Source organism: Burkholderia sp. Tr-20390 (genome assembly GCF_017104595.1).
Lineage (GTDB): Bacteria > Pseudomonadota > Gammaproteobacteria > Burkholderiales > Burkholderiaceae > Burkholderia.
The window spans coordinates 1-19,606 of record NZ_JAAGPC010000009.1 but is presented as its reverse complement, the minus strand read 5'-3'; the positions used below and the strand labels follow the sequence as shown (position 1 = coordinate 19,606).

18 protein-coding genes are annotated in these 19,606 nt (G+C 68.2%); 1 reads left to right on the top strand and 17 read right to left on the bottom strand.

All coding sequences use genetic code 11. The annotated features are described in order from the left end of the window. Positions 1–11: 11 nt before the first annotated feature. From G3N98_RS04745 to G3N98_RS04725, 5 genes are all read right to left on the bottom strand, one after another. Positions 12–656 (bottom strand): PqiC family protein, encoded by a 645-nt coding sequence (locus G3N98_RS04745; RefSeq protein WP_206147415.1) that lies wholly within the window; start codon positions 654–656, stop codon positions 12–14. Then, positions 653–2,323: an MlaD family protein gene (locus tag G3N98_RS04740; protein WP_206147414.1), complete on the bottom strand. Its 1,671-nt coding sequence runs from the start codon at positions 2,321–2,323 to the stop codon at positions 653–655. Before G3N98_RS04740 ends, G3N98_RS04745 begins: the two co-directional genes overlap by 4 nt. Next, positions 2,320–2,967 (bottom strand): paraquat-inducible protein A, encoded by a 648-nt coding sequence (locus G3N98_RS04735; RefSeq protein WP_175240442.1) that lies wholly within the window; start codon positions 2,965–2,967, stop codon positions 2,320–2,322. The genes G3N98_RS04740 and G3N98_RS04735 overlap by 4 nt, the downstream gene beginning before the upstream one ends. Then, on the bottom strand, positions 2,964–3,611 hold the full coding sequence (locus G3N98_RS04730; RefSeq protein WP_206147413.1) for a paraquat-inducible protein A: 648 nt from the start codon (positions 3,609–3,611) through the stop codon (positions 2,964–2,966). The genes G3N98_RS04735 and G3N98_RS04730 overlap by 4 nt, the downstream gene beginning before the upstream one ends. A gap of 124 nt (positions 3,612–3,735) precedes the next feature. Continuing rightward, complete coding sequence (locus G3N98_RS04725; protein WP_206147412.1) at positions 3,736–5,310, bottom strand: Na+/H+ antiporter; 1,575 nt, start codon at positions 5,308–5,310, stop codon at positions 3,736–3,738. 396 nt (positions 5,311–5,706) lie between these two features. On the opposite strand from G3N98_RS04725, the gene G3N98_RS04715 reads away from it, so the two are divergent. Next, entirely contained in the window at positions 5,707–5,961 is a 255-nt protein-coding gene (locus G3N98_RS04715; RefSeq protein ID WP_206147411.1) for a hypothetical protein, read from the top strand. Between the two features lie 130 nt (positions 5,962–6,091). Here the strand turns inward: G3N98_RS04715 and G3N98_RS04710 are convergent, their stop codons facing one another. The 12 genes from G3N98_RS04710 to G3N98_RS04655 form a co-directional block, all read right to left on the bottom strand. After that, a complete protein-coding gene (locus tag G3N98_RS04710; protein WP_206147410.1) occupies positions 6,092–6,352 on the bottom strand; it encodes a hypothetical protein in 261 nt (86 codons plus the stop codon). Next, the gene (locus G3N98_RS04705) at positions 6,349–7,038 is read right to left on the bottom strand and encodes a response regulator (RefSeq protein WP_206147409.1); all 690 of its coding nucleotides are present in this window, start codon (positions 7,036–7,038) and stop codon (positions 6,349–6,351) included. Before G3N98_RS04705 ends, G3N98_RS04710 begins: the two co-directional genes overlap by 4 nt. 108 nt (positions 7,039–7,146) lie before the next feature. Next, positions 7,147–8,589 (bottom strand): efflux transporter outer membrane subunit, encoded by a 1,443-nt coding sequence (locus tag G3N98_RS04700; protein ID WP_089444013.1) that lies wholly within the window; start codon positions 8,587–8,589, stop codon positions 7,147–7,149. 4 nt (positions 8,590–8,593) lie between these two features. Continuing rightward, the gene (locus G3N98_RS04695; protein ID WP_089429473.1) at positions 8,594–11,737 is read right to left on the bottom strand and encodes a multidrug efflux RND transporter permease subunit; all 3,144 of its coding nucleotides are present in this window, start codon (positions 11,735–11,737) and stop codon (positions 8,594–8,596) included. Positions 11,738–11,757: 20 nt separating this feature from the next. Continuing rightward, positions 11,758–12,915 carry an efflux RND transporter periplasmic adaptor subunit gene (locus G3N98_RS04690; RefSeq protein ID WP_089429474.1) on the bottom strand — a complete coding sequence of 386 codons (1,158 nt, stop codon included), beginning with the start codon at positions 12,913–12,915 and terminating at the stop codon, positions 11,758–11,760. 424 nt (positions 12,916–13,339) lie between these two features. Then, positions 13,340–14,479 carry an ATP-binding protein gene (locus tag G3N98_RS04685; protein ID WP_206147407.1) on the bottom strand — a complete coding sequence of 380 codons (1,140 nt, stop codon included), beginning with the start codon at positions 14,477–14,479 and terminating at the stop codon, positions 13,340–13,342. Between the two features lie 1,035 nt (positions 14,480–15,514). Continuing rightward, positions 15,515–16,258, bottom strand: a complete 744-nt coding sequence (locus G3N98_RS04680) for a hypothetical protein (RefSeq protein WP_089476791.1) — start codon at positions 16,256–16,258, stop codon at positions 15,515–15,517. 53 nt (positions 16,259–16,311) lie between these two features. Further along, entirely contained in the window at positions 16,312–16,752 is a 441-nt protein-coding gene (locus G3N98_RS04675; RefSeq protein ID WP_089476792.1) for a hypothetical protein, read from the bottom strand. Positions 16,753–16,809: 57 nt separating this feature from the next. Beyond that, positions 16,810–18,285 (bottom strand): efflux transporter outer membrane subunit, encoded by a 1,476-nt coding sequence (locus G3N98_RS04670; RefSeq protein WP_206147404.1) that lies wholly within the window; start codon positions 18,283–18,285, stop codon positions 16,810–16,812. A gap of 11 nt (positions 18,286–18,296) precedes the next feature. Then, positions 18,297–19,211, bottom strand: a complete 915-nt coding sequence (locus G3N98_RS04665) for an HlyD family secretion protein (protein ID WP_069250160.1) — start codon at positions 19,209–19,211, stop codon at positions 18,297–18,299. 24 nt (positions 19,212–19,235) lie between these two features. Further along, a complete protein-coding gene (locus G3N98_RS04660) occupies positions 19,236–19,430 on the bottom strand; it encodes a DUF1656 domain-containing protein (protein ID WP_089429479.1) in 195 nt (64 codons plus the stop codon). Beyond that, positions 19,420–19,606, bottom strand: a 187-nt coding sequence (locus G3N98_RS04655; protein ID WP_206147403.1) for a hypothetical protein, incomplete at its 5' end; no start/stop codon positions are given. The genes G3N98_RS04655 and G3N98_RS04660, both read right to left, overlap by 11 nt.

The following is a 19,606-nucleotide window of genomic DNA, read 5'->3' as shown; positions in this document are numbered from 1 at the left end:
GCGGAACGGGTTTACGAATCGGCGGGACAGGCGGGGCGCCCGTTGCCGAAGCTGCGCACGGTGCTCGCGATCCGCGTGGCGAACTGCTCGATCATGCGCTGTTGCACCCGCACCATGTCCGCGTAGCCGCCGGGCGCCGCCTCGTTGAGCCGCGTGCTGCACGAAATGCGCGTGCCCGGCGTGCCCGGCGTGTCCTGCTGCACGCCGACGACCCAATCCGCTTCGAACTGGGCCATGCTCCCGGGCCACGCATCGAAGCGGCGCACCTGCGTGCGGATGCTCATGACGGTCTGGTTCGACGGACGCGGCAGGCCGGTGACGTTGCGCGCGCCCAGCTGCTCGACGAGTGCCGACGAAAGCGCCGCGCGCAGCTCGTCGCCGAGCGGCGCGACCCAGCGTTCGTTGTCGAGTATCCGCGCGGCGCCGGTCCCGCTGCGTACGACCATCTGCTGCTGGTCGAGCTGGGCAGGGATGCCGACCGGCAACACGTTGATCGCCAGCGGCGCGGCGGCGCGCGCGGTGGTCGACGTCGTGGAGGGGGACGTGGCCGGCGAGACCAGCGTGTAGTAATGCACCGGGTTCGACGCGCAGGCGGTCAGCGCGATGACGGCGCCGGCGCCCAGGGCGATCGTCCTGGCGCGAATCGGGAAGCTCATGGTTGTCGTGGCTCCTGCTGGACAGGCGAGGTGGAAGGGGCGACCGGCGCGATCGGCGCATGATCGGCGCCGGTGCCCCGGAGCAGCGCGTCGGGACGGCGGCCCAGCATGTCGGTGAGCGTGCGCAGCGAGCGCGCGGTACGCTGGACTTCGGTCAGCGTGTTCGCCAGGTTTTCCTGAAGCGGGCCGTCCTCGGCGATGCCCTGGCGCAACGCGCCGAACGTCTGGTTCGCCTGGTCGAGCGCGCGCGTCGTCGACGGCAGCAACTGGCCGTTGACCTGCCTGAGCGTCGCGTCCAGGTTCGTCAGGCTCGAATCGACATGCTTGCCGATCGACGCCAGCGGCAACTTGTTGATCTTGTCGACGATGTCGGCGAGCTGCTCCGGCAGCTTGTCGAACGTACTCGGCACGGTGGGCAAGGTCAGCGGCGTGGCATTCGCGTCGAACGGCACCTTCGGCGCGTTCTTCACGAAATCGAACGAAATGTAGAGCTGCTCCGTCAGCAGGTTGCCGGTACGCGCCTGCGCACGGAGCCCATGCTCGACCAGGCCGGCGAGAAACTGGGCCGCGCGCGGATTGCCGTTGCCTTCGGTCTTCTGCAGCTTCTCGATGACGGGGCCGAGCCGGTACGGATAGACCTTGACCATGACGATGGACTGGAAGCGCCGGGTGGTGCGGTCGAAGTCGAGCTGGGTCGAGACCACCTTGCCCATGTTGACGCCGGAGAATTCCACCGGCGCCCCGACCGCGAGCCCGCGCAACGGCTGCTCGAAGCGGAGTCGAATGAGCTGGGATGGCCCGTCCGGCGCCGCCATCGCGGACGTTTCGTTGTCGGCGAGCGTAAACAGGTGGTTTGCACGGGCCGCCGCCGCATCGCTGTCTTCCGGCGTCGCGAACGCGATGCCGCCGCCCACGATCGTCGCGACCGACTGGGTCTTCAGCTTCAGGCCGTTCGCGTCGAGCGACAGATCCATCCCGCTCGCGTTCCAGAAGCGCGTATCGGTCGTCACCAGCCGGTCGTACGGCGCATCGATGAACACCTGCAGGTTCATGTCGTGGCGCTGCATGTCGAGCTTGTACGACGCGACGTGGCCGACCATCAGGTGGCGGTAATAGACCGGCGAGCCGATATCGAGCGAGCCGAGATCGGTGGCGCGCAACGCGAAGCTCGTCCCCGGCATGCCGTTGATGACGGTGGGCGGCGTCTCGAGCCCGGTGTAGGCCTTGCGCGATTGCGTCGAGCCGCCCGTGTCCATGCCGATGTAGGCGCCGGAGAACAGCGTATCGATGCCCGATACGCCGCTCATGCCGACGCGCGGCCGCACGACCCAGAAGCGCGTGTCGTCGCGAATGAGGTTGCGCGCATTCTTCACGAACGACACCGTCGCGACGACGTGCGAACTGTCGTCGCTCAGCGAGATGGCGGTCACGGTGCCGATCACGACGTCCTTGTACTTGACGGGCGTCTTGCCGGCCTCGAGGCCTTGCGCGGTGTTGAACGTGATCGTGATTTCCGGTCCGACGGACAACCACGCGTGGATCACCATCGACAGGCCGATCAATGCCGCGACGAGCGGCACGAGCCAGACGAGCGAAAGCCGCAGGCGGTTGCGCGTCACGGGCGGGTCGTGGGGTTCGAGGCCTTGCGGGCCGGATGGAGGATTCATGCTTCTTCGGCATCCCAAATGAGGCGTGGGTCAAAACTCATCGCAGACAGCATCGTGAGAATGACGACCATGCCGAAAAACAAAATGCCGGCGCGCGGCTCGATCTCGGACAGCGGACCGAACTTCACCAGCGCACAGATGATCGCGACGACCAGCACGTCGAGCATCGACCAGTAGCCGACCAGCTCGACCGCGCGATACAGCACGGCCCGCTCGCGCATGGCCGACACGCTGCGCCGGCCCGTCGTGACGAGCAACGTGCCGAGCGCGAGAAACTTCGTGCACGGCACGACGACGCTCGCGATGAAGATCACCGACGCGATGCCGTACGAGCCGGCTTTCCAGAACACCACGACGCCGCTGAGAATCGTCGATTCGCTGTGGCTGCCGAGCAGCGTGGTGCGCATCACCGGCAACAGGTTGGCCGGGAGATAGAAGATCAGGCTGGCGATCAGCAGCGCCCACGCGCGCACGAGGCTGTCCGGGCGACGCGCGTGCAGTGCCGACCCGCAGCGCGGGCAGCGTTGCGCTGCGGCGGCATGCGCGTGCGCATCCTGCGCGGCGCAGGCGGGGGGCCGGCAGACGAGGCCGCACGCATGGCACCCGACCATGCCTAGCTCGCTGGCGCGCACGGGCAGGCTCACGGGCGGCCTCCGGCGGGTTCCACCGGCACGATCCAGTCCCACAGCTGGCGCGCATCGTGGCCCGCGATCAGCGGGATCAGCACCATCAGCACGGCCGTGGCCCACAAGCCGGCGCCGGGAATGATCTGCATGATGCTGGACAGCTTGATGATGGCGATCAGGATGCCGAGCAATCCGACCTCGATCATGCTCCACGGTCGCAGCGCGACGAGCAGCCGCATCAGCGGGCCGAACGCCGGCGCGCGATGCCCGGCACGGGCAAAGGCCAGCAACCAGATCAGCGTGGCGATCTGCAGGAACGGCACCACCACGATGGCGAGCGCCGTCGGAATCGCGATCGGCGCGGCGTAGCCTTTGGCCAGCGCGAGCGCGGATTGCCACAGCGTGGCTTCGCTGTGCAGCCCCTGCACGCTGATCCGCATGATCGGACAGAGGTTGGCGATGGCAAACACCACGCCTGCCGCAATCGCCAGCGCGAGCCACCGGTCGATATCGAGCCAGCTCGAGCGAAACAGCACGGCCGAACAGCGCTCGCAACGCGCGACCTCGTGCGGCGCCAGCGCGCGGCGTCGGTAGACGCTGTCGCAATGCTCGCAGGCGATCAGGGCTGGAAACGTGTCCATGGGTTCGTATTGCTCGCGCATGCGGTCTCGATGACGGGCTTCGCAGTGTGCTGGGCGTCGATGGACGCTTTTGTGCGGTTTGATGGAGAAATGATGGAGCCGGAGCGGGCTCGAAGGCGTTGCGTCTCCATCGATGGCGATCGCGTCACGCCTTCGCGGAAATGGCGCGGAGTTCCTCGAGATCGAGGTCGCGCGTCAGTTCGTGCAGCGTGTGCTCGTCGATGTCGCCGGCGCGATAGAGGCGCATGAGCTCGGTCCGACCCGCCGCGATCAATGCCAGCACGGTGTCCGAACGTGCAACGAGGTGGGGCTTGTATTCGTCGGCGTGGCGCGCGTAGCGGGCCATGTCCTCGGCCTTGTGCCGGTGAATGTCCAGGAGCATCGGGTGAACGAGTTCGCCTGCCGCGTTGTAGGCCCGTTTTGCCATCAACTCGTACTGCACCTTGGCAATCACGGCCTGCGCCTCGCTCGTGCTCAGGCGAGGCTGGTCGCTTTCCGGCGCCGCGAGCCCGGTCCAGCGGATCAGGGCGCCGAGCGACTGCCCCTGCACCAGCACGGTGGCGAGGATGACGGCGATGGCGGTGACGAGGATGAAGTCGCGCCCCGGAAAACTCTCCGGCAGGCTGGCGGCGAGCGCCAGGGTGATCACCCCTCGCATGCCGGCCCAGCTCAATACCGTGGCATCGGCCAGCCCGAGCGGATGGAAGCGGGTCACGCCCAGCTTCCGCAGCAGGATGAGCGCGACGTCCGACACATACACCCAGGCAAACCGCGCGAGGATGACGGCCAGCACGACGATCAGCACTGGCACGCCCATCTCCGCGAGCATCGAGTCGAGCCCGTCGCCCCGCTGGATCAACTCATGCAGCGAGGATCCGATGATCAGGAACACGAACGCCTCGAGAATGAAGATCGTGACGGACCAGAAGCCGGTGCCGTACAGGCGCGCCGACGCGCCGAGCACGCGGTGCTGGAACCAGGCGCAGATGAGGCCCGTCGTCACCGTGGCGATCACCCCCGACACGTGGAAGCGCTCGGCCAGCAGATAGGAGCCCCACGCACACAGCGGGCCGGCGGCGATGACCAGGCTGTCTTCGTCGAGATGGCGCATCAGGATGACCCACGCGCCCCCCACGAGCGCGCCGACCAGTACGCCGCCCAGTGCGAGCAGGGCGAAGCTGCCGAGGGCTTCGGCCGGACTGAACAGGCCCGTCACGCCCGCTGCCACCGCGAAGCGGAACAGCACGAGGCCCGTTGCGTCGTTGAACAGGCTCTCGCCCTCCAGAAGGATCAGGAGGCGGCGCGGCAGTTTCACCCGCTGCAGCGCGGCGCGGGCCGACACCGCATCCGGCGGCGCGACCAGCGCGCCCAGGGCCGCGCAGGCGGCCCAGGGCAGGGCGGGCACGAGCCAGTGCGCGACGAGGGCCACCACGACCGTGGTGAAGAGCACCGCCCCGATCGCCAATGCCCCGACGCCCAGCATGTGCCGGCGCAGATGGTCGAGTGAGATGCCCAGGGCGCTGTCCATCAGCAACGGGGGCAGGAAAATCACCAGCACCAGTTCCGGATCGATATGCACCTCGGGCAGGCCGGGCAGGAAGGCGATGAAACCGCCGCCGATGATCAGCGCGACGGCAGGGGGCAGCCCGAGCTTGTGCCCGACGTAGTGCAAGACAAGGATCGCCAGCAGCAGCGCGATCATCAATTCGAAAATAGCCATGGTGAGGGTTCTGTAGTCGGCGCTTCAGCGCTTCGGTGGTGAGTGGCCCATGAGCGCTTCGGCCGGATCGAAGGCGCAGTGAGCGGCCCGGTTTCCAGGAGCCGGACAGCGTCGGCGCCCGGCCGGGAGCGGGAAGGGCGCCACGTCTATGTCGTGATCCGCGCAAAGTCGATGCAGGCGATGCGAATCGCGAGAATCATCGCGGACGCGTTCGTCGGTCGGCCATTTCGCACGCTTGGCCGAAATATCTCGTCGCCGGGGGTGATGGGCATACCGCTCATCGCGCATATCCCTGCCCGTCTGGCGAATCCTTTGTGCCAGTTTTGATAGCCGTAATGTCCGCCCGTCGAATCCCGCCACTAAAGCACCACCGTGCTGGACGTCGGTCGATCCAGGATGTCGATCGTCGCGCTGTACCTCGATCGATCGCCCGAAGTCATTTTTCTGCGTGAATCAAGTGCGCCGTCGTTGCGCTGCCGGTTGATTCGCGCGCTGTCGCTGCATGCGTTAAGTGAGTGCATCATGTGGCGCCAGCGTTCCTCCGGTTCGATTGCGTCGATCGGAATCAACGTTACGCGGCCGATCCGTGAATCGTCGCTTCGTTCCCGTTCGCAAGCATCGCCATCGATCGACGAAGCGACATTGCCGTGATTGCTCATTTCGACCCTCGCTGCGCGCATGCGGTTGATCAGATCTCTGGAAAAGACGTTTTTCCGATGACGATTCGAAAACAACGGAATCGCAGCGTAGCGGCCGGCGTGCAATGCGCGTCGGCCTGTTGCTATGAGCCCGTTGCGCGCGCCAGCCTGACGAGATCGACGATCGTCGCGACCAGCACGGCCAGCAAGACGGCCGCCAGCGTCAGATAGCTCGGCGTCTCCCGGATCACCACCGCGATCGGGTTGTCGGTCGCGGGAGACGACACGGCCAGGAGCAGGCCGTAGGCGACGAACCATCCGGTCGCGATCGTCGGCACGACAACGACCGTCAGGAGTCCGACGATCCACGCCCCGCGCCGACGCGATCCGTGACGCGCGTTCACTGGCTGCTGCGCAGCCGGTAGCCGACTCCGCGCATCACCTCCGGCACCCCGGACGCGCCCGCGCATTCGAGCTTCTTGCGCAGCCGGCTGATGTGGCTGTCGACGGTGCGCTCCAGCGCATCGACGTCGGCAAGGCAGGCGCCGATCAGTTCGCTGCGCGTGAACACGCGGTTCGGCGAGCCGGCCAGGTGCGCGAGCAGCCGGAATTCGGTCAGCGTCAGCGAGACGCCGGTTTCTCCGGTGTCGGTGCGGACCGTGGTCAGGTAGCTTTGCGTGTCGATTTCAAGGTTGCCGACCTTGAGGAAGCGGCCGGACGTGGCCGTTTCGACACGACGCAGGATCGCGCGGATGCGCGCGACCACCTCGGCCGGATTGAACGGCTTCGTGATGTAGTCGTCCGCGCCGAAACGCAGCCCCTGCAAGCGATCGATCTCGCGGTCGAGCGCCGTGATGATGACGATCGGCGTGTCGCTGCGGCGGCGCAGTTCGACCAGGACTTCCCAGCCGTCCTTCTTCGGCATCCTGACGTCGAGCAGGATCAGGTCGGGCTTCAGGACGGGCTCCACGTCGAGCGCGGCCTGGCCGTGATCGACGCGGTAGGTGCGAAAGCCGTCGTGGGCGAGGTACGCGTCGAGTATGTCGGCGATTTCCGGATCGTCTTCGGCAATGAGTATCAGAGGGTTCATCGGGTTCACTGGAAGTGAGCGTGTTGGCGACCCGGCGGCGCGGCACGTGCGCCGCCGGACTTCACCGTGCTTTCAGTCGTCGCGAACGGATGGGCGACGGCCCATTGCTCAGTTTTTTGCCACGCTGTTGGCGGGAGGCACGTCGGTATCGGTCAGCCCGCCACCGAGCGCCTTGTAGAGCGCGACCGCGTTGCCCAGTTCGGCGTTGCGCAGATCCAGCAACGTCTGGCGCGCGGCGTACAGCTGGCGCTGCGAGTCGAGCAGTTCCAGCCGATCCTCGATGCCGGCGCGATAGCGCAGGTTCACGAGATCGGTACGGCGCTCGGCGCTCTTGACGACCTTGGTCTGCGCGTCGATCTGGCGGCTGAAGGTCTCGCGCCCGGCGAGGCCGTCGGCCACTTCGCGGAACGCGGTCTGGATCGAGCGTTCGTACTCGACGACCGCGCTGGACTTGCGCACTTCCGCGAGATTCAGCTCGGAACGCAGCCGGCCGCCCTGGAAGATCGGCAGCGTGACCTGCGGCGCGAAGCTCCACACGCGCTGGCCGCCGTCGAACAGGCTGCCCAGCCCCGGGCTGAGGAAGCCGATCGACGACGTCAGCGACAGGCGCGGGAAGAACGCCGCGCGCGCCGCGCCGATGTCGGCGTTGGCGGCGACGAGATTCTGCTCGGCCTGCTGGATGTCCGGCCGGCGGTACAGCAATTCCGACGGCAGGCCGGCCGGCAGCTTGGTCATCACCGGCTGGCGCTCCAGCGACAGCGGATCGGGCAGGTTCTTCGGCAGGTCGGTGCCGACCAGCAGCCGCAGCGCGTTGCCCGCCTGCTCGACGGCGCGCGAACGCGCCTCGAGATCGGCGCTGGCGCTCGCGACCTGGCCTTCGGCCTGCGCGATGTCGACGCCGCTCGCCTGGTCGGCGAGCTTCAGGCGGCGCGCGAGGTCGAGCGACTGGCGCCAGTCGTTCAGCGTGCGTTCGGACAGCGCGCGCTGCTCCTGGGCGAGACGCTCGGCGAAATACGCGTTGGCCACGGAGCCGACGAGCGCGATCTGCACCGCCCGGCGGCCGTGATCGGTCGCGAGGTAGCGCGCGAACGCGGCATCCGACAGCGACTTCACGCGGCCGAACAGGTCGATCTCGAACGCGCTGAGACCGATGTTCACGCCGTACTGGTTCTGCGTGTTTTCGAGCAGCGGCGGGTTCGACTGCGAGTCGGCGGCCGTGCGCTGGCGCGTGAAGCTCGCGCCGGCGCCGATCGACGGCAGGCGCGCGGAACGCTGGATGCCGTACTGCGCTTCGGCGGCCTGGACGTTCAGCGCGGCCAGGCGCAGGTCGCGGTTGTTCTCGAGCGCGAGCTCGATCAGGCGCTGCAGGCGACGGTCGCCGAACATCGAGCGCCAGCCGAGATCGGCCGCGTTCGCGTGCTGGTCGGCCGCGACAGCGGTCGTATAGGCGGTCGGCACCGGCATTTCGGGCTTGACCAGCTTCGGCGCCATCGAGCACGCCGACAGCGCGAGCGCGGCGGAAACCGCTGCGGAAAGAATGAGTAATCGCATGGCATCAACCTTCATGTTCGTGGGTCACGGCGGCGGGCTTCTTGCCGGATGCGCGCCAGGCCGAGATGCGTTCCTGGATGCTCATCACGAACACGTAGAAAACCGGAACGAAGAAAATGGCCAGCACGGTGGCGGTCACCATGCCGCCGAACACGCCGGTGCCGATCGCGTGCTGCGTTTCGGCGCTGGCGCCGGTCGCGATCATCAGCGGGACGACGCCGAGGCCGAACGCGAGCGAGGTCATCAGGATCGGGCGCAGACGCAGCTTGGATGCCTGCACGGCCGACTCGATCAGCCCCATGCCTTCCTCGCGCAACTGCTTCGCGACTTCCACGATCAGGATCGCGTTCTTCGCCGACAGGCCGATCACGGTGATCATCCCGACCTTGAAGAACACGTCGTTCGGCATCCCGCGCAACATCACCGCGGCGAGTGCGCCGATCAGGCCGAGCGGCACCACCAGCATCACCGACAGCGGAATCGCCCAGCTCTCGTAGAGCGCCGCGAGCACCAGGAACACGACGACCATCGACAGCGCCATCAGCATCGGCGCCTGCGAAGCCGACTCACGCTCCTGCAGCGACTGGCCGGTCCACGCGACCGTGAAGCCCGGCGGCAACTGCGCGGCCAGATGCTCCATTTCGGCCATCGCCGCGCCGCTGGAGTAGCCGGGGGCCGAGCCGCCGGAGATACGGGCGGACGGATAACCCTGGAAGCGCACCAGCTGCAGCGGGGTTTCCGACCAGACCGGGCGCACCACTTCGGACAGCGGCACCATGCCGCCGGTCGCGTTGCGCACGTAGAGCTTCATCACGTTCTCGATCTGCATGCGGGCCGGCGCATCCGCCTGGATGATCACCTGCTGCATGCGGCCCGCGTTCGGGAAGTCGTTCACGTAGGTCGAACCCATCGCGGCCGACAGCGTGTCGCTGATGGTCGTGAACGACACGCCGAGCGCTTCGGCCTTGTCGCGGTCGATGTCCAGCTTCACGCTCGTGCCGGCCGGCAGGCTGTCCGGATAGACGCCGGTCACCACCTTGCTTTGCGCGGCCAGTTCGAGCAGCTTGGCTTCAGCCGCCTTGAGTGCCGCGTAGCCCTGGTTCGCGCGATCCTGCAGGCGCATCGTGAAGCCCGAGCTGGTGCCGAGCCCGTCGATCGCGGGCGGCAACAGGCTCATGACCGTGCCTTCCGTCACGCCGCCCATCGCGGCCTGCGCGCGCATCGCTTCGTCCATCGCGTTTGCCCCTTCGCGCTTGTCCCAGTCCTTGAGCACCGCGTAGTTCAGCGCCGCGTTGGAGCCGAGGCCCGAGAAGCCGTAGCCGATGATGGAGATGCTCGACTCGATGCCCGGACGAGACGCGAGATGCTTCTCGAGGGTCTTGACCACATCGCCCGTGCGCTCGACGGTCGAATCCGACGGGAGCAGGAAGCCGGTCATGAAGTAGCCCTGGTCTTCCTCGGGCAGGAACGACGACGGCAGCATGCGGAAGCCGAACACCAGCGCGGTGGAGATCGCGACGAACAGCAGCATCACGCGGCCCGTGCGGCCGACCAGCTTGCCGACGCGCGTTTCGTACCAGCTCGTCATGCGGTCGAAGCGGCGGTTGAACCAGCCGAAGAAGCCGCGCTTCTCGTGGTGGCCGTGCTCGACCGGCTTGAGCATCGTCGCGCACAGGGCCGGCGTCAGCGTCAGCGCGAGCAGGGCCGAGAACATGATCGACACGGCCATCGACATCGTGAACTGCTGGTAGATCACGCCGACCGAGCCGCTCGACATCGCCATCGGCAGGAACACGGCCGTCAGCACCAGCGTGATGCCGATGATGGCGCCGGTGATTTCCTTCATGGCCTTGATCGTCGCGTCCTTCGGCGACAGGCCTTCTTCCACCATCAGGCGTTCGACGTTCTCCACGACGACGATCGCATCGTCGACGATGATGCCGATCGCGAGCACCATGCCGAACATCGTCAGCACGTTGATCGAGAAGCCTGTCATCAGCATGACCGTGAAGGTGCCGAGCATCGCCACCGGCGCGACGATCGCCGGGATCAGCGTGTAGCGCACGTTCTGCAGGAACAGGTACATCACCAGGAACACGAGCACCATCGCTTCGATCAGCGTGTGAATCACCTTCTCGATCGAGATCTTCACGAACGGCGCGGTGTCGAACGGGATCGAGTAGGTCATGCCGGACGGCATCGTCTTGGCGATCATGTCCAGTTGCTCGCGCACGGCCTCGGCGGTCTTCACCGCGTTGGCGCCCGGCGCCAGCTGCACGCCGGCGAAGGTCGCGGGTTTGCCGTTCTCGCTGTTGACGAAGGTGAACGACTGCGGGCCGAGCTCGACCCGCGCGACGTCGCCGAGCACGACCTTCGAGCCGTTCGCGTTCGCGCGCAGCACGATCTTCGCGAACTGCTCGGGCGACGTGAGCTGGCCTTGCGCGGTGAGCGGTACCGTCACGCGCTGGCCCGGCAGCGCGGGCGCCGCACCGAGGCTGCCCGGGGCGATCTGCACGTTCTGCTGGGCGACGGCCGTCGTCAGGTCGTTCATCGACAGGCCGTAGGTGATCAGCTTCTGCGGATCGACCCAGATGCGCATTGCCTGTTCGGAGCCGAACAGCTGCACCTTGCCGACGCCTTCGACACGGCGCAGGTCCTCGACGACGTTGCGCGCCATGTAGTCGGCCAGCGCGTTTTCGTCATAGCGGCCGCTGTCCGACTTCAGGCCGACGAACAACAGGAAGCCGGTGGAGGCGGACTCGACGATCACGCCGTTTTGCCGCACGACGGGCGGCAGGCGCGGCTCGACCGACTTGAGCTTGTTCTGCACCTCGACCTGCGCCATCGCCGAATCGGTGCCGGGCTTGAAGGTCGCGGTGATCTTCGCCTGGCCGGACGTATCCGACGCCGATTCGAAGTACAGCAGGTTGCGGACGCCGGACAGCTCGCGCTCGATGAGGCTCAGCACGCTGTCGGTCATCGTCTGCGGCGTGGCGCCCGGGTAGGTGGCGGTAATGGTGACGGTCGGCGGCGCGACCGACGGATAGCGCGCAACCGGCAGTTCGGGGATGGCGATCAGGCCCAGCAGGATGATGAAGAGGGCGATCACCCACGCGAAGACCGGGCGCCGGATGAAGAATTGGGACATGACTGGATGCTCCCCGTGACTCAGTGCGACGAAGCGGTCTTGACCGCTTCAGGCGCCTTCCAGGCGGTCGCCGTCACGGGCGCACCGTCGCTCAGGCGCTCCATGCCTTCGACGACGATCTTCTGGCCCGCCTGCAGCCCCGACTTGATCCGATAGCTGCGGTTCGTCAGCTCGCCCACCTCGATGGCCTTCAGGTGCGCCTGGCTCTTTGCGTCGAGCACCCAGACCTGCGGCTTGCCGCCCGCGCGGACGATCGCCTGTTGCGGCACGGTCAGCGCGTTCTCGAAGTGCCCACGCGGGATGCGGGCACGCACGTACATGCCCGGCAGCAGCTCGCGCTTCGGGTTGTCGACCAGCACGCGCAGCAGCACGTCGCCGGTGCCCGGATCGACGTTGACGCCCGAGAACAGCATGCGGCCCTTCACGTCGTAGCGCGAGTCGTCGTCGCGCAGCACGTCGACCGGCAGCCCGTTGCCCGCGGTGTCCGGCTGGGCCGCGAGCGCGCCGCGCAGCGCTTCGAGCGACGCGGCCGGCTGGCGCACGTCCACGTAGACCTGGTCGATCTGCTGGATGCGTGCCATCGGCTGGCTGTCGCTGCTGGCGACGAGCGCACCCTCGGTCACGAGAGCCTGGTCGATGCGGCCGGTGATCGGCGCCTCGACGGTCGCGAACTTCAGGTCGAGCTGGCGGCGGGCGAGCGTCGCGCGCGCCTGCGCGACGTCGGCGGCAGCCTGGTCGCGTTGCGACACCGAGTCGTCGTACACCTGGCGGCTGATCGCGTCGGCCTCGACCAGCGGCTTGAGACGGGTGGTCTGCACCTTGGCCCGCGCGAGCGCGGCTTCCGCGCGTTGCAGGGCCGCCGCGGCCGTGTCCATGTCGGCCTTGAACGGCGCCGGGTTGATCTGGAACAGCGGCTGGCCGGCACGGACTTCCGTGCCCTGCTCGAACAGCCGCCGCTGCACGATGCCGCTGACCTGCGGCCGGATCTCGGCGATCCGGACGGCCGCGACGCGGCCCGGCAGGTCTTCGGTCAGGTCGAGGGGAGCGGCCGCCAGCGTCATCGCCGCAACCGGGGTGGCCGGCGCGGCGGCCTGCTGTTCGGTGGGCCCGCAGCCCGCCAGCATCGCCGCCACCAGCGCGCACACGGCGCCGTAGCAGGCTCGTTTCTGATTTTTCATGTGGACTCCATAGACGCAGGCACCCAGCGGCCCGCATTTTCGGATCGAAGTGTGCGTGCGCCCGATGGAGTTTTTTGTGCGGAAAGATGGAGGTTTGATGGAGCGGGTGAAAGATTGGCCGATGGGCGATCGGCAGGCGGGGCGAGCCGGAAGAGGACGGGCGCCGGGGCGGCTTGTCGTTATCCGGATGCGGGGTGGGCATCCCGGAATGCCGCAATCATCTGATGAAATGCCGGTCTCCGTGCGTGCCATTGGCATGCACGGGCCGGTGCCCGGGGGATGCTATTGAGAGGTTCGCTTCGGCCGGAGCGGCGTGCGCTTCGCGCGGGTCACGGGCGCCCTGGTTCAGCGGTGGAGGGCGTGTGCGCCGCGCCGCTGGGCGGCAGACCGGCGCACGGGGCGTGTCGACCGCTTGCGGCGAGGCTTACCGCGGGTCGGCATCGAGGGTGCGTTGCGGGGCGAGCGCCGCATCCTTCCGATCCGATGCCGCCGTGCGCCCCGACGCGGGGCTGTCGGGCCAGCGCAACGCGAACGACGTGCCGCCGCGCGCGGTTGGGCGACACGATGCTTCTCCGTCGTGCGCCTGCGCGATGGCCGCCACCACGGCCAGCCCCAGGCCGCTGCCGCCCTTCTGGTCGGAATGCGTATCGTCCACGCGCCGGAAGGCATCGAAGATCCGGGCTGCGCAATCGGCGGGGATGCCTGGGCCTTCGTCTTCGACCACCAGCTGGCACGTACCGTCTTCGACCCGGGTGTGAATGCGGATCGCACCGGGCACCGCGTAGCGCCGTGCATTCTCCAGCAGCGCGAGCAGCGCCTGGCGCATCCGGAACGCGTCGCAGCGCACGGGCCGCGTATCGAGATCGAGCACCATGTGTTGACCGGCCGCGGCCAGCGAATCCTCGAACATCTCGACGACCGCCTTGACGTGCGTCGCCAGGTCGGTCTCCTGGATACTGACGCTCAGATGCCCGCTTTCGGCGAGGCTGATCACGCGCAGATCCTCGATCAGGCGCGTCAATCCTTCCGCCTGGGTCAACAGGCTTCGGAACAGCGCCTCGCCCGGCTGGAAGACGCCTTCGGCCAGACCCTGCAGCCGCCCGCGCAGGACCGTGACCGGCGTACGCAGTTCGTGCGCGATCGCGGCATTCCAGAATGCCTGCTCGTCCGTCATGCGTTGCAGCTGGGCGGCGAGCGCATTGAAGTCGTCCGCGATCAGCGCGGCTTCGCGAATCGATCGATCGCCGGCGACGGCGCGCGCGGTCAGGTCGCCCCTGGCGACGCGGCGAATGCCGTCCGCGACCGAGTTGAGCGGCACCAGGATCCGATGCGCGAGCCGGGTCGACACGACAATGGCGAGTATCAGGCCGATCAGCAGCGTGATGCCCAGGCATATCCACTCGGGGGGGGACGGAATCCAGCTTGCCTGGTGGCAGAACTCGCCCCAGTGCCGGAGCATCACGTAGTAGAACACATAGGTCATCAGCACGACGATCAGCATGATGCCGAGCGCCAGCTCCGCCATCGACACCGCAATCTTGCGGCCCAGACCACCGAGTTTCATTTCGTGCTCCCAAGCGTGGCGTTGCGTCGATTCACGACGGGAAGGTTGTGCAGCGTGATTGCCGTGGTGTCAGGGGAGAGGGGGAATCGGGGCGGGTGAGCGGCGGGCCGGTCAGGGGCGGCCGAAGCGGTGCGGGAAGTCGCTGCGTGCGTCGGTGCGTCGAGGGTTCCGGTGGCAGGGGCGCCGGAGGCGCCATGTGGCCCAGGAGCGGAAAAGGTCGCACTGGTGTCGACCGGATCGCTCCCGGCCGACAGAGACAGCGGTCGAACAGCTCGATTAGTGCGGGACAGTTGGGATGCTTGCGTCATGGTGTCCGCTTTGGATTCTGCTAGTGGCTCCATCGAGTCGCAATGTTACCGCACGAAATGAGCTGCCCGATGACACGGCGGGGCGGCATGCATCGGGAGGTGGGCGATGGTGATGTCGTCGCGTGGTACGCGCCGGTAGAGGGGGGCGCAGGGCCTGACATCGCCGGAATGGCAATTCGGCTGTCGGTGCGCAACCCGCTTGCGTCAATGCATGCAGGGGGGGCGCCGCCTCGGCGCAGGGGCAGGGGCGGGTCGCCAACGGTATGCAAAGCGGACGGGAATGGTCGGGAGTCCCGCTGAGGTTCTTCAGGGCGATGGCGGTTGCCCGTCATCCCACAAAGGAATGAATGGCGCAGATGGCTCTTTGCGGTCGTGTTCGTTCCGGAATTCGTTCAGGAACGCGAAGTCTGGGCGAATGCAAGCAAGACCACCGTCATCCGCGTGTTGCGGTGGAGGACGATTGTGACTGGGTCAGCAATCGCCGGGACGTGCGGGCAAGCGCGCACAAGCGGGTGCGATGGTCGCCGGATAGCGGATCGCAGCAACATGGCGGCTCGGCTGGGCGTCGATCACGGGCATGCCGGGCACGGACATTGAACGGTCACCGGGCTCAGACGCCGGCCGTTCCCATAACCGACAACCTTTGTGCGGTCCCATGAACGACTCCCATCGGCGATGTCGAAGGCGGGAGTCCCGCAAGCATGCGACACGAGGATGTCGCCCCGGTCTATCCGGCCGCGACGCTAGCAGCCTCACCCCGCCCCTTCGCCGCCCGCAGATGCCGATCGCGATCGGCCAGCCAGTCTTTCCGCTCGCCGCGCCAGCCCACCGCGTGGATCCGGTCCATCCGGCGAGCGGCCACGGTGGCCGCGCAGGCCAGGCCGGAAAGCGGGATATCGAGCAGGCGCCAGCGGCCGGCATGCGGCGTATCGACCTCGCGGAATGCCCCCGCGAGCGGCGCCAGTGAACCGAGCGTCGCGCCGTGTCCGGTTCCGCACGCATTCGAGAGGCTGTCCAGCCGCAACTGGTCGCGCGACACCGGATCGGCGAGCGCGCTGGTCTGCGCGATGCCCAGCCCGATCGGGCCACGGGCGATCGCGATGACGATCCAGATGCCGGCATGGCCGATCACCACGTCGAGTCCGTCCAGCAAGTCGCAGCCCGCGACCGCGATATGGTCGGCATCGCGGTCGATCAGCGTCAGCGCGTCGGCCGCGCGGCCGGCCAGCGTCCCGAGGATCGCGCGCAGCGCCGACCGGCCGATCGCGAAGCGGCGGCCGTGCGCGCGATTCGGATGCGTGCGGGCACGCCGCAGTTCCGCTTTCGACAGGTAGAGATGGCCGCGCTCGCTGGTGACGAGCTGCCATTCGCCGCGCAGTCGCCACAACAGGATCTCGCCGGGTTCGGGGAGCCGCGACGGACAAGACGCCAGCGTGTGCGAGCCCGTGATCGTCAGGTTTGGATAGCGCATGCCGGCCCTCGTGTCGCGGGTGAATGCAACGTGGCGTAGCGCACCGGCATGTGTCATGCCGGTTGTCCGGCCTGCCGCGCGTCCTTCCCCGAAGGCTGCCGCGTGAGCCGCGCGGCGAGCGAGACGGCCTGCTCGAACGACGCCACCGCATGATGCGGAATCCCGAATGCCTTGACGGCGACTTCACCCTGCGCGGCCACTTCCGCGCGCCGGTCGGGATCGGGTTCGACGCTGATGAGCGCCTTGCAGACGGCACCCAGCGCTGCCTTGTTCTGCTTGAGCCAGACCGCGCGATGCTTGCGGTCGTCGTGGCTTTCGTCGGAATCGAGTTCGACGTAGACGATCACGAACGGCTCGCCGTGGCGCATCAGCGTGTCGATCTCGCCTTCCCAGCGGGGCGCGTAGCCCGGCGTCGCGTGTTCGGCGCGAAACACGCAGACCGGAAACAGATGGATGTCGTGTAACGCGAAATCATTCGGATTGAGAGCGGGCATCGGGATTTCTCCGGTGGATGAGCGACGCCGAAGCGTCGGGGCGCCGGGTGGCGGCGTTCACTGCGCATTCGCTTGCGGCGCGCCGGCCTGTGCGACCGGCGGCGCGTCGCGCCAGCCGACGCCGAGCGACTTGTAGAGCGCGATCGCGCCTTGCACCTGCGCGAGCCGGCTGAGTGCGAGCGCATCGCGCGCGCGGTACGTCGCGCGCTGCGCGGTCAGCACCGACAGGTATTCGCCGAGGCCGTTGCGGTACAGCCGCGTCGCGCGCGACTGCGCATCCTGGCTGCTGTCGACCGCCGCGGCGAGCATGGCCTGCTGGTCGCGCGCGGCGCCGATCGCCGCCAGCGCGTCCTCGACATCGCGAAACGCGCCGCGGATGCGTTGCTCATACGCGAGCCGCGCGGCTTCGGCGGCTGCGCGTGCGGCGTCGACGCCGGCTTTCGCGCGGCCGCCGTCGTACAGCGTCTGCGTGCCGTCGAGTGCGACCGACCACGCGACGCTCGCGCCCGAGAACAGGTCCTGCACGAGGCTGGCCGTCGTGCCGAGGCTCAACGGAATCGCGAAATGCGGAAACTGCTCGGCGCGCGCGACGCCGATCTGCGCGGTCGCGGCGGCCAGCCGCCGTTCGGCGGCGCGGATGTCGGGGCGCTCGCGGATCACGTCCGACGGCAACGTGACGGGCAGCGCGGGCGCGACCGGCAGCGTCGCGCCGGGCGCGCTCAGCGTGGCGCGCAGCGTTTCCGGAAAGCCGCCGACGAGCACGCCGATCGCATGGGCGAGCCGCGCGACGTCCTGATGCAGCGGCGGCAACGTCGCCTGCGCGAGCTGCAGCTCGGCCCGCGCCTGCGCGACCGCGAACGACGTGCCGAGGCCGCGCCGGTTCGACTGCTCGGTCAGCCGCCGCGTGGCATCCAGGCTCGCGACGTTGTCCGTCGCGATCCGCAGCCGCTCCTGGGTCGCGCGCAGTTCCGCGTAATCCGACGCGAGCTCGGCCAGCAGGCTCACGAGGATCGCGTGGCGATCGTCGTCGAGCGCGTCGATCTGCGCATCGGCCGATTCGACCGCGCGCCGCGTGCCGCCGAACAGGTCGAGTTCCCACGACGCATCGAAGCCGAGCCGGTAGGTGCGCGACTGGCCGATGCCGGGCGGCCAGTCGAGCGCCCGCGACGAACGGATCGCATCGGCGTTCCCGCCTGCCGTCACGGTCGGGCCGAGGCGGCTCGCGATCTGGTCGCGTTCGGCGCGCGCCTGCAGCAACCGCTGGCGCGCGATCGCGAGATCCTGGTTGTGCGCGATCGCTTGCGCGACCAGCGCATCGAGCTGCGCGTCACCGAACGTGTGCCACCAGTCCTGCAACTGCGCGGGATCGGCGGCTACCGTGTCGCGCGACGCGATCCAGCTGGATGGATGCACGGGCTGCGGCGCCGCGTAATCGGGGCCGACCGTCGTGCATGCGGCCAGCGCGCACGTGCAGGCCGCGATGAAGGTGCGCGCGTAGCGTGTCGCACGCAGTGGAGGAAGCGGGCATCGCATCGTCGCCCCCTTCACATCCACGCGTGCAGCCACGACGCGAGCCGGCCGCGCGGCGTGCGTTCGCGCCCGCGTTCGCCGACTTCGACGCTGCACGTCATGCCTGCCGCCAGCAGCACGCCGGCCGGCACCCGGTCGATCTCGATGCGCACCGGAATGCGCTGCGCGAGCCGCACCCAGCTGAAGGTCGGATTGACGGCCGGCAGGCCGAGTTCGTCGAGCGTGCCGTTCTCGTCCGCGATGCCGCGGCCGATGCTCGTCACGTGCCCGCTCAGCAGCGGATCGAAGCCCATCAGCCGGATCGTTGCGGGCGCACCCGTTGCGATGCGGCGCAGCTTGGTTTCCTCGAAATAGCCGGTGATCCAGAAGCTGTGTGCGTCGAGCACCGAAATACCGGGCTTGCCCTCGACCGCGTAGTCGCCGTGACGCAGGCGCAGCTGCGTCACGTAGCCGTCGACCGGCGAGCGCAGCGTCGTGCGCTCGAGGTCGAGTTTCGCGACGTCGAGCGCGGCCAGCGCCTTGCGATGTTCGGCCTGCGCGATCGACACCGCGCGGCTCGAACGCTGGATGTCCTCGCGCGGCACGAGATCGTCGAGGCCGGTGCGCCGCTGCGCTTCGTCGCGCTTCTGGCGCATCGACTCGGCGGTCGCGGCGACCTGCGCTTCCGCCTGTTCCACTGCCAGCGCGAAGCGTTGCGGATCGATCCGGTACAGCACGTCGCCTTTCGCGACGCGCTGGTTGTCGACCACCGCGACGTCGACGACGGTGCCCGACACTTCGGGCGCGATCCGCACGACGTGCGCGCTGACACGCGCGTCGCGCGTCCACGGCGCGAGGACGTACGCATGCCAGAGCGCGGCGACCAGCACGATCGCGACGGCCACGGTGGCGAGCGTCAGCAGGGTTCGGGTGAGGGGTTTGAGCGACATGACGCGATACGTTCCGACGAGAGACTAGAAATAGAGGATCAGCGTGGCGACCAGCACGAGCGAAATCGCGAACTCGAACAGCGCCGGATGCCACACGCGGCGCAGCACGCCGAGCCGGGCGAGCAGCGCGCGCACGGCCATGTAGAGCGGCACGGTCGCGCACGCATAGACGAAAAAGGGCGGCAGGTAGATGCCGGCCAGCGGGAATTCACTGAGCATCGCGGGTGCGCTCCGGAACGGCGGTGAAATAGGCGGCGTACGTGTGCAGCAGCACGTGGACGTCGGCGAACGCGGCCATCAGCCACTTCAGTTCGGTGTTGCCCGGCTGCGCGGCGGCGAGGCCGGCGAGCGCGTGCGCGGCGCGCCGTGCATGCCGGGCCGCACGAGCCGGGGCG

Excerpts from the sequence above, each read along its gene's own strand:
- G3N98_RS04745 (WP_206147415.1), bottom strand. The coding sequence starts at position 656 with ATGAGCTTCCCGATTCGCGCCAGGACGATCGCCCTGGGCGCCGGCGCC.
- G3N98_RS04740 (WP_206147414.1), bottom strand. The coding sequence starts at position 2,323 with ATGAATCCTCCATCCGGCCCGCAAGGCCTCGAACCCCACGACCCGCCC.
- G3N98_RS04730 (WP_206147413.1), bottom strand. The coding sequence starts at position 3,611 with ATGCGCGAGCAATACGAACCCATGGACACGTTTCCAGCCCTGATCGCC.
- G3N98_RS04725 (WP_206147412.1), bottom strand. The coding sequence starts at position 5,310 with ATGGCTATTTTCGAATTGATGATCGCGCTGCTGCTGGCGATCCTTGTC.
- G3N98_RS04715 (WP_206147411.1), top strand. The coding sequence starts at position 5,707 with ATGTCGATCGTCGCGCTGTACCTCGATCGATCGCCCGAAGTCATTTTT.
- G3N98_RS04705 (WP_206147409.1), bottom strand. The coding sequence starts at position 7,038 with ATGAACCCTCTGATACTCATTGCCGAAGACGATCCGGAAATCGCCGAC.
- G3N98_RS04700 (WP_089444013.1), bottom strand. The coding sequence starts at position 8,589 with ATGCGATTACTCATTCTTTCCGCAGCGGTTTCCGCCGCGCTCGCGCTG.
- G3N98_RS04695 (WP_089429473.1), bottom strand. The coding sequence starts at position 11,737 with ATGTCCCAATTCTTCATCCGGCGCCCGGTCTTCGCGTGGGTGATCGCC.
- G3N98_RS04690 (WP_089429474.1), bottom strand. The coding sequence starts at position 12,915 with ATGAAAAATCAGAAACGAGCCTGCTACGGCGCCGTGTGCGCGCTGGTG.
- G3N98_RS04685 (WP_206147407.1), bottom strand. The coding sequence starts at position 14,479 with ATGAAACTCGGTGGTCTGGGCCGCAAGATTGCGGTGTCGATGGCGGAG.
- G3N98_RS04680 (WP_089476791.1), bottom strand. The coding sequence starts at position 16,258 with ATGCGCTATCCAAACCTGACGATCACGGGCTCGCACACGCTGGCGTCT.
- G3N98_RS04675 (WP_089476792.1), bottom strand. The coding sequence starts at position 16,752 with ATGCCCGCTCTCAATCCGAATGATTTCGCGTTACACGACATCCATCTG.
- G3N98_RS04670 (WP_206147404.1), bottom strand. The coding sequence starts at position 18,285 with ATGCGATGCCCGCTTCCTCCACTGCGTGCGACACGCTACGCGCGCACC.
- G3N98_RS04665 (WP_069250160.1), bottom strand. The coding sequence starts at position 19,211 with ATGTCGCTCAAACCCCTCACCCGAACCCTGCTGACGCTCGCCACCGTG.
- G3N98_RS04660 (WP_089429479.1), bottom strand. The coding sequence starts at position 19,430 with ATGCTCAGTGAATTCCCGCTGGCCGGCATCTACCTGCCGCCCTTTTTC.